The 16436-nt window shown below is 73.0% G+C and carries 1 protein-coding gene (only partly in view); it reads right to left on the bottom strand.

This entire window lies inside a single protein-coding gene on the bottom strand: locus ACQEV1_RS05010, encoding a scabin-related ADP-ribosyltransferase. The 76503-nt coding sequence extends 14358 nt beyond the window's left edge and 45709 nt beyond its right edge, so the window shows coding positions 45710–62145, spanning codon 15237 (partial) through codon 20715 (complete); reading right to left, the first codon wholly in view occupies positions 16432–16434. Both the start codon and the stop codon lie outside the window.

Genomic DNA, 16436 nt, shown 5'->3' with positions numbered 1-16436 from the left:
ACCGGCCGGCTCCGGCTCGGGGTGCTCCGCCGCGGCGTCGTGACGGCTGATGGTTCCGTCGGGGTGGTGGACGCGGACTCCGGTGGCCCGGCCGGAGGCGTCCGGGAGGAGGTTGACGGCGCCGGGCGTGGGGGCGATCGCGCCGGTTCCCTCGACGATGGTCAGGCCGAAGTCCCGTGCCACGTCGCCCAGCCCCGCCGACTCCGGCGCCCGCGTCTCGTCGGCGCAGCGGAGGAGCAGGAGGGTGGTGAAGCCCTGCTGAACGATCTCGCGGGCCGTGGTCCGGGCGAGGTCGGGCAGGTCGCGGAGCTTGGCCCCGTGTCCGGCGAGGATGTAGACGCGGCTGCGGTCGCCGAGCGGCACCTCCACCGGCGCGCTGACCTCCTGGCCCGGCGTCCCCGACCAGGAGCGGAACTCCGCGTCCTGCAGGTCACCGTAGAACGGTGACCGCAGACGCCAGTCCTCGTCGTTGAAGAACGCCCGCCCGACGACGCGCCCGTCCGACGAGCGAACGTCGTGCCAACGCGGCGGGTCCAGGGCGGCCTTTTCCGCCGTGAAGGTCAGACCTCGGTGAACGGGCCCGGCGTCGTTGACGTACTGGGGATCCGGGTACCGGCGCTCCGAGTGCCGGCGCAGTTCCTTGATCAGCAGGTCGGCACGCCTGATCAGGTCGTCGAGGTGACGGCTCGCGCGCCTGGCCGAGTCACGCTCGATGATCAGGGCGTCCCGGATGGCATCGATCGCGTGCCGCAGGTCACGTGCGGTCTGGCGCTCGGAGTCCTCGATGAAGTCGCTCAGCGCGACGACGGCGTCCGCCTGGAGGTTGGACGTCACGTTCCCACGGAAGATGGGGTCGCGGACCACGTCCGGGAAGTGCCGGGCCACCGAGCTCAGCAGGTTGGTCACGTCAGTGGCCAGGTCGTCGCGGGGCGGCTCGTACCCGCTGACCGTATCCACGGCCCGGCTCAGCCTGGCGTTGTACGCCCGGCCCTCCTCGGTGCCGTTGTTGTGCGCCACCCGCTCGGCCTGCGCGTGCGTGAGTCGCGCGATCTCGGCGAACTCCTCGGCCGTCTCCTCCGACGTGCGCAGGCTCTGCCGCTGCGAGCCGACGTCGCGGATCTCGGTCACGATCAGCCCGCGGTCGAGCCGGCGCATGTTGGTCCGGATGTTCATCGCGTCGTTCTGGTCCACGTAGACCCTGGGCCGCCCGAGGGGAAGCATCATGTTGTCGACGTAGTCGCCGAGGGTCATGGCCTCGTTTCTCAGCGGGTACTGGAACAGGGAGAGCGCCTGCGGGCCGAACCGACGCCAGCGCCGGTGCCGGTTCGGGTGCTGCTCGTAGTTCCTGATCGCGCGGGCGAGCCGCTCTCGGAGATCGGCGCGCAGTTTCTCCCTGATCTCGGCGTCATGGCCCTGCAGGAACCTCTGGGCCTCCGGCGGCATCGACTCGCGAACGGCAGCGAACGAGGTGCGCAGCACCCCGTGGACGAGGTTCTTCGCCAGGTGTTCGTCCGCGCGGACGAACACGCGGGCGGCGGCGTACGTGTGCGTGTTCATGAACGTCATCGACGCGCGCACGTCGGCGACGCCCGGCACGTACTCCATCGCCGGACCGGCGAACCGGCCCACGCGCCGGCCCACCCGGTCGTCCAGGTACGTCAGCACCACTTCGTCGCCGAACCGCAGACCGGCCTGGAAGTAGTCCTTGACGTCGTCGGCCTCGGCGAACCGCTCGATGGCCCGCAGGAAGGCCAGCGTGGACGTCAGGTACGTGCCCTCGGTGATGTGCGTGTACACCGAGTCGTCGAACCCCGGCGGCAGGAGGACGGACAGGTCGTCGGCCTTCGGCCCGAACTGGTAGTCGGGATCGTCGCCGAACAGTTCCCGCAGCGAGGTGCCGCGGAAGCCGGGCCCGGCCTCGCCGTCGCGCAGCCGCACCGCGTTGTTCAGCCGCCTCCGCGCGTCCCGGATTCCGGCGCGCACCACTGCCGGGTCGTAGTGGTGGTTCTCCCCGGTCGGCCGTACCCGCTCCGGCCTGCTGACGACCTCGACGATGTTGACGCCCTTGCGCTTGACCTTTCCGCGCCGCGACGCCACCGCCGCCTGTTTCGTCGCGAAGTAACGGCCACCGGCGACCCAGAGGTGCGTCGTGTCGGTCTCCACGACCACGCCGGTCGCCCGGTTGAAGACGAGGACCTCGTCCGTCCCACGGAAGGTGGTGAGGCCATGACCGTGGACGACGTGATTCATCTCGTGTTCGCGTCCCTGCGCGGCGAAACCGGGCTCCTCCGGCGCGAGCCGCAGCGCGTCCACGTCGTACGGCGCCTCCGCGAGGGAGTCCGGCACGACCGCGTGGCCGGTCGCGTCCGCCAGGATGACGTGCACGTCCCCGCCCGGCACCGGCGCGCCGTCCTCGACGGCGTACACCCGCGCTCCGGGCCCGGCCTGCGTCTCCACCCACAACAGGTGGCCGCCCTCGTTCCGCAGCGCGTAGGCGTGTCCCGGACCCTGCTGCATCGAGACGAGCAGGAACGCCGTCGTACCCGGTCCCAGGCGCTTCACCAGGGGCGCGACGCTCTCCGCCGGGCCGTGCAGCGGAAGCCAGTCGCCGCCCAGGGCGGCCGCCAGCGCCCGCTCCGGCCGCCGGTCCCCGACCGTGAAGTCGTCCTGGAACACCGCCGGGCCGCCGTACAGCTCGCGTCTCAACGCCTCCAGCCGGTAGACGCAGTCCGCGGCCGTCCCGTCGTACGGCGGCAGCACCTCGGCCAGCCGCCGCTCGAGCGCGGCGGCCGTGATGATCTGGTCGCCGACCGCCCAGTGGCCGCCAATGCCCACCGCGTCCGCGACCCGCCGCAGGTCGACCATTGACAGGTGCGCCGGGTTCGCCTCTTCGGGCAGGAGGTCGCTCATCAGGCCGGCCTTGAGCGCCTTGAGGAACAGCGGCACGTCGCTCGCGGGCAGGCCCAGCTCCCGGTACGCCAGCATCAGCCGTGCGGTCGGCTCGATCCGCGGATCGCTCGTCAGGGCGCCGGCACCGAGGTCGAGCCGGTCGAGCCGTGCCTCCACGCGCGACGCGAGGTCCGCGGTCCGTACGGGGCGCTTGCCCTTGCCCGATACGACGGTGTGCTCGTCCGCCCACTCGTCGAACCGCGCGTGGAACCGGTCGGCGGCGGTGCGCACTCTCGGGCCCGCGCCGGAGGCGGTGACGTCGCGGCTCGCTCCGGTGCCGCTGGGGCCGGCCTCGACCGGATTCCGCACCTGCTCCGGGACGAGGTTCCGGCCTCCCCGCAGCCGGGGCGCCCGGCCGAAGACGATCTGGTGCACGAGGTCGGTGACCAGGCCGGCCGGATCGGTGGGGCCGCCCTGGGGCAGGTCGGCCAGCGCCTCGCGGATCTGTCCCCGGTCGATCCGGCCGAGGAGCCAGCGTCCGCCGAAGCGGGCGAGCCGGGAGTTGACCTCGGTGAAGAGGTAGTCCGAGATCCGGGTCCGGGCTCGTACGCCCGTGCCGGACGAAGCGACCGGGACCGGCCCCGTGGATTCGCCCAGTTGCGCCTGGTACTCCTGGACCATCCGTTCCAGGTCACCGACGGTGCTGACGTTGGCGTCGAGCCGGTGCTGCGGGAACAGGTGCGTCGCCGTCCCGGTGCGGTGCCTCGTCAGCTCCCGGTCCCGGGCGGCGAGCCGCTGCTGCACCTGGGTCCTGAGGTCGCGGACGATGTCGGGGTCGAGCCGGGACGTGAGGCTCTCCAGGTCCGCCCGCACGTTCGCGTACCGCCGGTTCACCCAGGCGATCTGACGGTCGTACTGCGCGCGGGCCACGGCGGCGGAGGTCGGCTGGACCGGCTGGAAGGTCCGCCACGGGATCGGGGGCGCGTCCGTGCGGGTGCTCCGGGTCCCCATGTAGTGGCCGGGCATGCGGACGAAGCTGAGCTGGGCCGGCCCCTCCGGGCCGACCGTGGTGACGTACCGGTCCTGGATCAGCGTGATCCGCAGGCCCAGCTCGTACGCCGCCAGGTGCGCGACGACGTCGCCCGCCTCGTCGTCCCACTCGCCCATCAACCGGATCTGGCTCACCAGCGTCCGCTGCTGCCGCGCGACCGACGGCCCGCCCTCGGCCACGTGGAAGAAGCCTGCGTACCGCGACGGCAGGCCCTGGGCCGCGACGGCGAAGTCGGCCTCCAGCCGGTCCGCGAGCCAGTTCCGCAGCGCCTGCACCGCACGGAGGCGGTTCCCTCGCGCGCTGACTCCGGGGATGTGCTGCTCCAGGTACGCCCCGGCGATCTCGATCAGGCTCTGGTAGAAGCAGTTCCCGTCGCCGGGCACTTCGAGGAGCCGGAGCTGCCGGGCCCGGAGCGTCGCCCGCAGCCGTGCCGGGTCGAACGCCCGGCGTTCGACCTCCGAGGCGAGCCTCGCCTCCTTCGCCACCGTGGTCGCGCTGGAGGAGGTGTCCTTCGCGGGCGCCTTCCCCTTCGGCGCGGTGGCCGTGAGCGGCCGGGCGATCAGGTAGTGGTGCCCGGCCCCGGACGGGAGTTCGCCGCCGCCCTGGTCCGGGAGGACCTGGGTCGTGCCGTCGGGCTTCAGGCTGCGGTAGCGGCTGCCGGACAACACCACCGCGCCATCGATGGTCTCCGGACCGGAGTAGTAGACCAGCGTGCCCTCGGGCAGGCCCGCCGGCAGTGCGTCGGTCAGCTCGACGGTACGGCCGGTGGCGCCGGCCAGGAGCGTGCGGACCGTCTCCTCGTGCTCGTCCAGCACGTGGTCCTCGGTGAGGAAGGCGATCGCCCGGTCCAGCTCCTCCCGCACGACGACGTCTTCGGTCAGTCCACGCTCCGGCCCGTGGCGGAGCAGCCAGGACGTCAGCGTGTACTCGCCCACCGCGCCCAGGTCCGTCCAGGTGCCGCGGGTCATCCCGGCGGCGGTGACCCGGTGCTGCCCGTCCTCGCTGACGTACACGTGCGGGTCGGCCGGCAGCGGGTCGTCCACGAGCGCGGGCCGCGTTCGTACCGGCGGGAGGCCGTGCGACGAACCGGAGCCCTTGCCGATCCGCCTCCCGCCGGCCGGGTCGGTCGATACCGTGCCGTGCTCCGGTGCGGGCGCGGTCCGCGCCCGGGCGAGCACGATGGTGTGCGGCCGGCCGTTGAGCTCTCGCAAAGCCTGGGGTGCCGAGATCTCCCGCGTGCGGCTCGTACCGGTGAGCAGGACGCGGTACCCGGTGCCGGTGGCCACCGCGGCCCCGCTGCGACCCTGGCCGGTGAACCACACCCAGGTGCCGGGCGGCAGGTCGTCCGGCAGCCGGTCGACCTGCTCGACGTCGCGGTCGGCGTGTTCGCCGAACGCCCGGCGGACCCGCTGTGCCATGGTCTGGCCGGTGTCTCCGGACAGGAACCGGACGGCGTCACCGAGGGCGGTCCGGCGGACGTCGCCCACCGTGACACCCTCCGCCCGCGCCCCTCGGGTCAGCCAGTGGACCGGCGCGAAGTCCGCCAGGGCGCCCAGCCGGGTCCAGCCCGGGACGTTCAGGCCGCCGGGGCCGACGCCGTGCTGCCCGTGGTCGTTGCGGTAGACGTGCGCGTCGGCGAGCCGGTCGGCGCGCATCGCGGTGGCCAGGCTCACGATGCGCGGTCCCGGCGCGGCCGTCAGGGTGACCAGGCGCTCGTTCTGGTAGGCGATCCGGCTCTCGAACTCGGTCACGAACCGGGGCAGGTGAGACCCCGAGCGTACGGCGGCCTCCCGCGCGTCGGGCCGGACCAGGCCGTGGTCGAGGTGGTGTTCGATGTCGGCGAGCGCCAGGTGGCGCACCGGTCCGAAGTACCGTTCCGACGCCGCCGGTCCGCTCAGCTCGGCGGGCGGGTCCAGCAGCACGCCGTCGCCGCCCACGTCCAGCGAGTACAGGCGCTGGGCATCCCGCGGCGGCTCCGCCGGCAGCCGGGACTCGGCCTCGAACCACTGGATCCGGCCGCGGTGGTTGACCACGGTGAACCGCCCGCCGGCGCCGGCCGCGTCCTGGGTGACGACGAGGGACACCGCGCCGGAACCGGCGGCCTCCAGCGTCCGGTGCAGCCCGTCGATGGCCTGCTGCGTCGTCGGTTCGCTCCGCTGCCGGTACGCATGGCCCACCCGGCGCTCGTCCAGCACCGACTCCGAGGCCGTCAGCCGCTCGCTCTCCGCCTGTACGGTCTGGTCCGTCCACCGCGCCCGCGCGGTGGACCCCGGCCGGGTGGCGCGCAGCTCGTCGAGCAGGCTCTCCGCCGCACGGGCCGCGCGACGCGCCTCGTCGAGACTCCGGGCGAGCAGCGCCATCGGCTCGTCGTGGTCGCCGAGCGCCTGCCGCAGCCGGAGCGCGTCGCCCTCCAGCGGCCTCATCCGGCCCAGGATGGAGTTCATCTCGGCCGGGTCGTGGCTCGGCTCCAGGGTGAGGCGGATCCGTCGGCCGTCGAGCTCGTCCAGCTGGTCCTGGACGAGCTTGAGGTCCTTCTGCGCCTGCTCGACCTGTCGCGTCAGCCCGGCGTGCTCGGCCTCGAGCCGGGTGACGATCGACCGCCATCCGGCGGCGGCCTCCATGGCCCGTCCGAACAGGCCGGGCAGCGCCCGGTGCACCTCCGCCAGAGCCCGGCCGCGCTCCTCGATCGCGGTGAGGACGGCCTGTTCGAAGGTCTGCTGGTGCGTCCAGGAGGTGCGGTAGAACCGGGCCAGCTCCAGCGGGCCGAAGCCGTGGGCCACGGCGAGGCGGCGCGTCTCGTCGGTCCAGAGCCCGGCGCGCGACGCCTGGTCCGCGGTCAGCGTGGCGTCGCTGAACGTCGCCGGGTCGAACGCGTGGATCCGCCCGCCCGGATCCACCCAGTGCGAGCGCGTGGTCCCGTCCGCCTGCGCGACGTCCACCCGCACGTGGGCCCGCAGCTCGGCCGCGAGGTCGCGGGCCAGGTGCACGGGGTCCATGGCGAGCAGCGCCGCCTCCGGCGGCAGCTCGGCCGGAGCGCCCGATGCGTTGTCGGGGCGCTGGTCGTGGAGCCGGTTCACCTCGTTGACGATCGCGGTGATCTCGTCCTCGACGGAGTGGGCGAGACCGTCGAACAGCCGGCCGTCGTCCCGCGTGAGGAGGTCCTCGTAGCGCTGGAGAGCGGCCGGGGTCCGGAAGCCCGGGTCCTCCTGCCGCACCGCGGTCAGGTCGGCCCGCATGGTCCGCGCCGCCCACCGGAGCATCGACCGGTACTCCAGCGTCCGCGCGTTCTGGCCGAAGGTGAGCACCAGCGGGCCGTTCGCGCCGCCCTGCTCGCGGATGTGGTCCACGATCGGGTGGTGGGCGCGGACGGCCGTGTAGTTCTGGGCCGCCGCGTCGACCAGCAGCGAGGGCAGGTCGAAGGCCGGCGCGGTGGCCAGCCGGTTCCAGGCCGCCGGGTCCACCCGGTTCCGCAGCGCGGCCTCGGCCGCCTTCCGGTTCTTGGCGATGTCGGCGAGCAGCTCCTGGTACTGCGCCTCGAACAGCTCCACGTACACGTCGCCGGAGATCGGGTCGGTGCGGACCGGAGCGCCGACCTTCTTGGGGGCGCGGAACAGGTGGTGCTCGGTCTTCTGTGCCTCCACCCACCACTGGCCGCGCAGGCGCAGCAGGAGGAGCGAGCCCAGCTCTTTGGCGTGGCCCTCCCGGCGGTAGTTCTCGGTGCCGGCGCTGTTCTGGCTCGCGGACGTGACCCGGCTGCCGCTGTCGCTGAACGTGTAGCCGTGGTCCGGACGCTGCGGCGGCGCCCCCTCGGGCTGGGGCGGCTGCGGGTTGATCACGTCGCTGCCGTTGATGGCGTAGTCGCCGACACCCCGGGCCAGGTCGGTGCTGTTGTTCGCGGTGGTGCCGCTCTGGTGCTTGATGTAGCGGCCGGTGCCGGTGCCGCCGTCGGACATCCGCATGAGCACCTGGGCGTCGTACACCTCGCCCTGCACCGACAGGTTCGCCCGCTCGGAGCTGTCGCCACCGATGATCATGCCCTCGGGGAGGGCGTACCGGTTGCCGCCGATCGTGTCCCGCACGTGGTTGGTCAGGTGCGACCGCGACAGCAGCGTCGGCAGCGACAGGCTGGACCGCAGGTTCGGGTCGCCCTTCTTCGTGCCGAGCGCGCCCTGCACCCAGCCGGGCCCGAGCAGCCCGTCGAGGAGCTTGCGGGCCGCCGGGTACAGCCCGTCCAGGACGACGCCGATGAAGGCCGCGTTGCCCGGCATCTTCGGCAGCGGGAGCAGGTCGCGCAGTTGCTCGGGACCGCGCAGGTTGCCCGCCTCGGCGAGGGCGTGCGGGATCTGGAGGTTCAGCGTGCCCGCCACGGTGATCTCGGAGGTCGCGCTGTGCCGGGTCCACCGGTCGAACCCCTTCAGGAGCAGGTTGTTGAGCGGCCGGCCGCCCATCTTGAGCCGCCGCACCCGCACCGTCATCTGGTGCCGGTACCGCACGGCGTAGTGGTTGGCCCAGTCGTAGACGGTCTGCTCGCTGACCGCGCTCTCGGCGCGGGTCGTGCCACGGTGGTGGCCCACGGACGTCTTGAGGTCCACCGGGCCGCTGGCCTTGCTGTTGCCGGCGCTGAGCTTGGCCGGCATCCACGCCTGTGAGCCGTCACGGGACTTGGACTTGGCCGTGCCGATGTAACCGTGCAGGTAGTTCTCCAGGCCGGTGTTCCACTTGTAGTCGACGATCTCCGGCTCGGCGATCAGCACGTCCTTCAGGTACACCTCGACCGGGTCGGTCAGCAGCCAGCCGACCGGGTTGACCAGGAAGAGGGAGAAGCCGTCCTTGCCGAGGAAGTCCTCCCACATGGCCAGCTCACGGCCCCGGGCGAAGATCGACTGCAGGGCGTCGACGCTGCCCTGCATCCGGCCGATCCGCCGGCCCTTGCCGTCCCAGATCTCCGCGCCGGCCGCCAGCATGCCGGGCGCAACCTGCTCGATCCGCTCCCGTACCAGCTGGTACAGGGACCTATAACCCTGGTAGTCGGCGTCGTACAGGCCCGAGTGGCCGAGGAACCGGCCGCTCGGGTCCTTACGCGTCAGGTACTCCGGCAGCTCCATGAGGTGGTACGGGCGGCGCGGGTTGCCCAGCGACTTGCCGAAGGCGGCGTTGAACCGCTCGCGGAGTGCCAGGGACTCGATCGGCCGTCCACCCGTCTGGTGCAGTTCGGCGAGCGCGCCGATCGCGGCGCTGCGGGCTCCCCGCGTCTCGGGCGGCAGCTCGGGGACCTCGTCGTGCCAGCGCATCAGGGTCTGGGCGACCGTGTCGCCGCTCAGCCAGGTGGTGCCCTCGCGCCACTGGGCCAGTACCTCCTCCAGCTGCGCGTCGGTGAGCGCGGGCCCCCGGCCCGAGGAATAGGCGACGACGTCGTCGGGCATCCGCGGGCGCACGTACGGGTCGTACGGGTCGCGCAGGTCCTGGCCGAAGGTCGTGTTGAACCGCTCTCTGACCCGCGGGTCCAGGATCGGCGTCGCCCCGGTGCGGTGCAGGCGCGCCATCGTGCGGACCAGCTTTCCGCGCCGGACGCGCGCCTCCTTGGGAAGCACCCGCACGTCGTTGTGCCAGCGCGTGAGGATCTTCGCCGCCAGGTCGCCGCTCAGCTTCAGCTGACCGGTGTGCCAGCGGAGCATGGCGTCCTTGAGCTGCCGGTCGGAGATCGTGAGGTGCCCGGCGGCGTACTGGGCGAGCGCCTCCGGCTCCGACAGCAGGAACGTCATGGTCCGCGGCGCCATGTTCTCGGTGTGGGACTTCGGGGTGCCGCTGGGCCACAGCTTGGAGTGGTTCTCCAGGCGGCTGCGGACCGTGAAGTCGACCGTGGTCTGGAAGATGTAGACCCGGTTGAAGTCGAGCTGGATCGGCTCCTTACCGCCGGTGGCGCCCATGGTGGTCGAGCGGTTGTGCTGCCAGTGCCGGTTGACGTCCGTCTCGCCGACGAGCGTGGCCGGCCCGACGTCCCCGCCGCCGGCGAGGTCGAGCTGGTCCCAGGTCCAGCCCGTCGCGCTCGTCTGGGTGACGCGGCTCTCGGACAGGAACAGCCGGATGATGCCGAGGACGAACTTGTCCTTGGTGGCCCCGGTGAACTTCGTGCGCCCCATGGCGCCGCTGATGTCGATCGCGCCGAACTTGTCGCGGAACACGCCGGACTCGAACGGCCGGTCGGTCGTGTACTCGCCCTGGAGGATCTCCTTCAGGTGCGCCCGCATCTCGATGGTGCCCGCGAAGGTGTCCCGCATCGACGAGGCCTTGCCGGCCGGGTCGACGAGATGCCCGAGCGCCTGCACCGCGTCGCGGGTGCCGGTGGTGTCGAGGAAGTACACCACCGCCTGGTCGAGCACCGCCGCCGGCGTCGGACCGGTCGTCGTCGGGCCGTCCTCGGTGCCGATCGGCAGCAGATACGCCAGCGCCGTCTGGTCCTTCACCGACCACGTCGGCGAGTCGCGCCGTCCCGCGCGGATCCGGCCCTGGGTTCCCGAGTGCTGGTACTCGACCTTGACCTCGTAGTCGCTGGTCAGCTCGAACTCGTCGACGATGCCGGGGTACTCCAGCAGCTCGGGACGGTTGTTGAGGTAGTTGACCGCGTCGGAGGCGCCCACGATCCGCTGCCACTCCATGCCCATCATGGAGTTCTTCAGCGCCAGGTAGAGCGCCTTCACCTTGATGCCGAACGCGAGCTTGCGGGTGTGGCCGACGGAGGTGCCGGCGCTGTCCATGCCCATCGCCAGGTTGACGGTGTGGAACTGGTTGGTGCTGCGGAGGAACCGCGGCGGGTGCGCGGCGCTCTTCTTCGCCCGGATGGTGACCTTGGCCGAGTCGACGTCCAGGTCCACTCCCATGCCGCCGCGCCGCCTGCGCAGCGTGAACGTCATGCCGTCCTGGTGGATCTGGTCGTAGTGGGAGTCCAGGCCCCGGCTGGAGACCATCTTCTCGAACAGCTCGAGGTTGTCGATCAGGCCGTCGGTCTTGTTGCCGTGCGCGTACCAGGCGTACTCGCCGAACGGGTCCTCGCTGTCGGCGGGGAGGAACCCGGTCCTGCGCAGCTCGGTCTCCAGCAGGCGCTGGACCCGCTCGACGGTGCTGTCGGCGACCATCGGCAGGCCCATGCCGATGCCCTTGCCGTCCGCGACGTACTGCGGCACGGGCTTGGCGGCGGGGTCGCCGGGGCGCGCCCCGAGGTTGCGGATGGCGTCCTTCTGGAACGGCACCTCGCCGCCCTGCGCCGGCGGGTTCTTCAGCGCCGTGCGGTCGACCGGGAAACCGTGCTCGTACGCGGCGGCCTCCGGCATCCGGAGCAGCGCGCGGCCGGTGACCGCCGACGTCGTCCTCGGTGCCCGCGTGTTCGCCTTGCCGCGGACGCTGACCGTCGCCTGGTGCGAGAACCACGCGTCGTACGCGACGGTGTGCGAGGTGTCGCGCGGCACCACCACGTTGAGACCCACCCGGCCCGTCGAGAGCCCCTCGACGTTCGAAGAGGTGTAGCCGAGGGACGCGATCAGGCCGAGCTGCAGGTCGGGCAGGCCGGGGGTCGGCATCAGGTCGAACTCGATGCTCGGGAACGTGAGGGTGCTGCTGTTGGTGATGCTGTGGCCGCCGCTCGATCCGTCGATGGCCGTCCGCACGTTCTCGATGTGCGACTTGTCGCTGGTGGCGCCCACGCGGGTGGCGGTCAGGCGCTTGGACTTGACCGCGACCGTCGCGACCTGCCGCCCGTACTTGTTGTGCAGCGTGAACCGGTAGCCGCGGTCGGTGTTGACCGCGGCGTCCAGGTGCATGTTCAGGTTCCACAGCTTCTGCAGCAGCTCGCCACGGGTGAGGCTGCCCATCGGCAGCTTCAGCCCCTTGGCCCGCAGGGCGGACACGATCTCGTCGAACAGCCGGGGAAGGTTGGTCAGGCCGGAGGCGAAGAAGAACTTGGGCAGCTTCGTGGTCTTGACTGCGTCGCCGGTGGCCGTGACCTGGTCCCCGTCCGGGTGCTCGAGGTAGTGCCCGGTGATCCACAGCAGCAGGCGTTCGTCGGTCGGGCCGGTCAGCCGGTGCGCCGGGGTGTTCCGCCAGCTCTGGGTCGGGCTCTTGCGGACCTTGAACGACCAGTTCGCGGTGTAGGCGACCAGGGTCGCCTCGGCCCGGTTGTCCTCGACGTGACCGCCTTCGGCGTCGGCGATGTGGGTGTTGGACCGGTTCGACTGGTTGGCGGTGCCGGAGATCCCGCCGCCGACCTTGACCACCTGCAGGATGCCGGGTGTCGCGCCGATGCCGAAGGTCAGCGAGAGGGCGCCGCGCGTGGCGCCCGTCTGCCCGGACTCGGTCTGGGTGTGCGCGCCGGTCGCGAACACCGAGTTGATGGTGTCGACCGCGTGGTGCTCACCCTCCACCTTCGGCAGGGTCGACGGCACGAGCGTCGACCCGGCGGGGTTGTTCAGGCTGTGCGGGTCGGTCGGGTCGAGGGTGAACAGCAGCTCGCCGTCGCCGATCGGCACCATCAGGCCGCTCGTGCCGTTGTCGTCGTCCGCCTTGAGCAGGTACGGGTAGTTGGCCAGCAGCCGCTGGGGCAGCAGGCTGAGTTCCTTCTCGGTGTACTTCACCCCGGCCAGGCCGAGCTGCCGCCGGACCTCTCTCATGAGCTCCGGCTGCTGTGGCAGACCGGCGCGCGGGACGCCGATCGACCGGATGGCCGGGTGGGCATCGATCGGCGTCATCGGCGGCGCCGTCGGCTGCGGCTGCGGCTCCGGCTCCGGCGGTTGCGGCACCGGCGGCGCGGAGCGGCCTTCCCGCCGCTCGGGCGCGGTGGACGAGGAGCCCGGATCCGGGTCGGGGCTGGGCTCCGCGCCCGGGTCTCGACCGCCGGCCTTCCCGCCGTACAGCGCCATGATGATCGGGTCGCCCTGCGCGTCGCCCGGGGTGTAGAGGCGGAACCACTCCTCCTTGGGCGGCGCGCCCTCGACCGGCCCACCGGGGCGGCGGGAGGTGACCTCACCGGTGTCCGGGTCGAACGTCGCCTCATGCGGGGTGGCCAGCACCGGCTCGTCCATCGCGCGCGACAGCGGCTCGGCCAGCTTGGCGCCGCCGGAGATCGCCAGGAACGGGCGCAGGTCGGGTGCGCGGCTCATGATGGCCGAGGCCATCGCCTCCACCGTGATCTCCCGGTCGCCCGCCATCAGGCGGCCGCCCCGCATGTCACCGAAGACGAGCACCGTCCCCGCGGGAAGGACGTCGTCGAGCCGGCTCAGCATCCTCGCCGCGTCGGCCGGCGCGGGCATGTCCGCGCCGGGCAGCCAGACCGCGAGCGGGCGGCCGTTGACCACGCCCACCTGGGTCTGCTGGAGCACGTCCTCGATCGGCATCGCGGGCGGCGGCGCGGTCTCGCCCGTGTCGGTCTCCGTAACCGGCTCCAGCGCCGGCTCGACGGCGAGCTCCGTCTCCTCCTCGGGCTCGATCACGGTCGGCTCGTCGGCGAAGCGGACCTTCTTCGGCGGCGTCATCAGGGCGCGCGCGAGGTCCATGCCGGCTTCGGTTCCGGCGCGGGCGATCTCGGCGCCGACCAGCGTCCGCCATTCCCGCGGCGCCCGCTCGCGGGGTGCCTGTCCGGCGGACGGCCGGGTGATCGCCTCGCGGATGACCCGGTCCGTCTCGTCCCCGATCTGCCGGAGCCGCTCGTCGGACAGCATGCCCAGTGTCGTACGGGCCTGGTCGGCGTCGCGCCGGGCGGCGTTCGCCAGCCGGTCGACCAGCTTCACCGCGTCGCCCGACTCCGGCAGGCGGGGCAGGCCGAGGAGGTCGGCCGCGAGGTCGTAGGCGCCCCGGTGTCCGGTCCAGGGGATCTCGGCCGCCGCGATCAGCCACACCATCGTCTGCTGCCGCGCCGCCCCCCGCATGACGGTGGGCGCCGGGTGGGTGCCGGTCAGCTCCCGTACCAGCTCTCCGGCGTCGTCGAGGAGCCGCAGGTACTGCTCCTCGGAGTCGTCCCGCACCTGCTCCAGCGTGGTGCGGGCCATCCGCAGCCGGTCGTCGTCCATGCGGGCGCGCGGCACCCCGGGTTCCCTGAGGTGCGGCGCCAGCTGCCGCGCGAGGTTCCGGCCGGCCGGCAGCCCCGACCGCGCGATCTCCGCCGCCACGAGCAGCCCCGCCCGGTCCAGGCGCGAGCCCGAATCGCCGTGGTCCTCGGCGGACGGCGTCCGCCCGGTGATCTCGTGGAGCACCTCACCGGCCCGGCGCATGACCCGGGTACGCCGGTTGTCCGGCAGCTCGCCGAGCGTCGTACGGGCACGGTCGAGGTCGAGGGGAGACTCCTCCGGCGGGCGAAGGGTGAGCCGGGGCCCGGAGGCGCGCTCCACCAGCAACCGCCGCGCGAGCGCCTCACCGGCCGCCCGGCCCGACCGCGCGATCTCCGCCGCCACCAGGAGCCCCGCCCGATCGGCCCCCGACACCTCACCGCCCGGATCGTGCGCCGACGGCACCCGGCCGCCCAGATCACCCACGATCACGCCGGACTCGGCCATCACCTCCGCACGACGCTCCTCCGACAACTCGCCCAACGTCGTACGGGCACGCTCGACGGCGAGCGGGGAGTCGGGTGGCGGACGGAGCGTCAGCCGCGGCCCCAACGCGGACTCCGCCAGCAACCGCCGCGCCAGCGCCTCACCGGCCGCCCGGCCCGACCGCGCGATCTCCGCCGCCACCAGCAGCCCCGCCCGATCGGCACCCGACACCTCACCACCCGGATCGTGCGCCGACGGCACCCGGCCGCCCAGATCACCCACGATCACGCCGGACTCGGCCATCACCTCCGCACGACGCTCCTCCGACAACTCGCCCACCGTCGTACGGGCACGGCCGAGGTCGAGCGGGGACGCGGGCGGGCGCAGCGTGAGGCGCGGGCCGGGCGCGGGCCTGGTCAGCAACCGCCGGGCAAGGGCCTCGGCGCTCGCCCGGTCGGCCCGGGCGAGCTCCGCCGCGACCAGCAGCCGCGCGCGGTCGATCCGGGTCACGCGGCCGCCGGGGTCCTGCTCCGAGGGCATCTCGCCGGTCAGGTCGGCCACGATCGCCTGCGACTCGCTCAGGACCTCGGCGCGGTGCTCCTCGGGCAGGTCGCCGAGGGTCGCCCGGGCGCGGTCGAGGGCGGTCATGGCCCCGAGCCGGCGTGGAGGCGGCGTGGCGACGGTTCTCCGCGGCTTCGGCGTGGTGGACGTGGTCTCCCGGCTCACCTCGGGTTCGGGCGGCGTCGTCGCCGGAGGCGCCGCCTCCTCCCGCTCCACGGTGACGGGCTCGACGGCGGGCGTCTCCGTGCCGGTCTCGGGCGTCGGGTGGACCGGCGGCTCCAGCATCGTGACGGTGCCGTCGCCGGAGCGGGTCTCCAGCGGTCCGCCGCCGCCCGTGGTCGTCGTGTGCTCGCCCGCGCCTTGCTCCTCCGCGACGTCGCGCAAGGTGGTGATCTTGGACTTCGGAGTCACCTTCGGGGGCTTGGGCTTCGGCGTTCCCAGCTCGGCCCGCTTCTTCGCGGACTCCTCGCGGATGTCGTCGCTCAGGCCCTTGATGCCCTCGCCCTTGCCGTCGCCCGCGCCGAGCGCCTGGCCGGGCCGGTCGAACGGGGCGCGCTTCGGCTCGGACTCACGCCGCGTCGGCGGATCGTTGATCGTCATCGGCGTGCCGCCGAAGCCCTTGCGCGGCTGCCGGGACGGCCGGCCGGACAACGCCTCCTCCACGGACTCCGGCGTCGCGGGGTCGTGAATGGTCGCCGGCCGGTCATACCCCGGACCACGCCGAGCCTGCGACGGCGCGGGCGTCGTCTCCTCGCCGCCGGCCGACTCCTCCGGATCGACTCGGACGGCACCGCCGAGACGGTCGCCCAGCCTCATTCCCGGGTGGTCGAACGGCGTCTCCTCCACGGACTCCGACGTCGCGGGGTCGTGAATGGTCGCCGGCCGGTCATACCCCGGACCACGCCGGACCTGCGACGGCCCGGCCGTCGTCTCCTCGCCGCCGGCCGACTCCTCCGGGCTGACCTGTACCTCGTCGCCGGGCTCCTCACCCAGCCTCATCCCCGGACGGTCGAACGCCGACCCCGCCACCGGCTCCGTCACCGGCCCCTGCGTCTCCGGGTCGTCGATCGTCGCGGGACGGTCGTATCCCGGGCCGCGAGGCCGGGTGGCCGGAGGCGTCACCTCGCCGGCGGCCGAGTCCTCCGCGCTGATCCGGACCTCATCGCCGGGCTCCTCACCCAGCCTCATCCCCGGCCGGTCGAACGCCGACCCCGCCACCGGCTCCGCCGCCGGCGTCTGCGTCGCCGGGTCGTCGACCGTCGCCGGGCGGTCGTACCCCGGACCGCGCCGGACCTGCGACGGCGCGGGCCGGTTCCGGCCCTCGCCGTCGGCCTGCGTCAGGGTGTCCTCGTGGTCCTTCGCCCAGGCGGCCCGCTCCGTCTCGCCGAAGCCCGCGATCGGCCGGCCCGTGCCCTCCC

Origin of the sequence: Actinoallomurus sp. CA-142502 (genome assembly GCF_050936355.1) — a bacterium.
Taxonomy (GTDB): Bacteria; Actinomycetota; Actinomycetes; order Streptosporangiales; family Streptosporangiaceae; genus Actinoallomurus; species Actinoallomurus iriomotensis.
This window is presented reverse-complemented; position numbering and strand designations above follow the sequence as displayed.